The organism is Vogesella mureinivorans, from assembly GCF_007644035.1.
Lineage (GTDB): Bacteria > Pseudomonadota > Gammaproteobacteria > Burkholderiales > Chromobacteriaceae > Vogesella > Vogesella mureinivorans.
The window spans coordinates 1-286 of record NZ_VMTV02000364.1 but is presented as its reverse complement, the minus strand read 5'-3'; the positions used below and the strand labels follow the sequence as shown (position 1 = coordinate 286).

Annotated in this window: 1 protein-coding gene; it reads right to left on the bottom strand. The window is 37.8% G+C overall.

Features of this window, described 5'->3' with window-relative positions; genetic code table 11:
• Positions 1-126 precede the first annotated feature (126 nt).
• Positions 127-286, bottom strand: a 160-nt coding sequence (locus FLQ44_RS25275) for a TetR family transcriptional regulator C-terminal domain-containing protein (protein ID WP_439144920.1), incomplete at its 5' end; no start/stop codon positions are given.

The following is a 286-nucleotide window of genomic DNA, read 5'->3' as shown; positions in this document are numbered from 1 at the left end:
CGTATTGGCTTAAACCTTGCATCAGGAGTAAATGAAAGTTTTGGTAATGAAAACTGCCTTTGGATCAATGGTGTACTCTATGCAGTTGCGGATGTATTGTTTGAAAAAATAGATACCAATGTATGGTCAGTACGTTCCCTGAATGGTATTGACCAAAAAATAAGCCAATGCTTCTGGATTTTTATCAATTGAAATCTCACCGCTATGTTGCCCATCAACAATGATCTGTGCTAAAGCTTGCTGAAGACGTTGAAAATTATGTTGTACTTGCTGAGCAACATCTGAG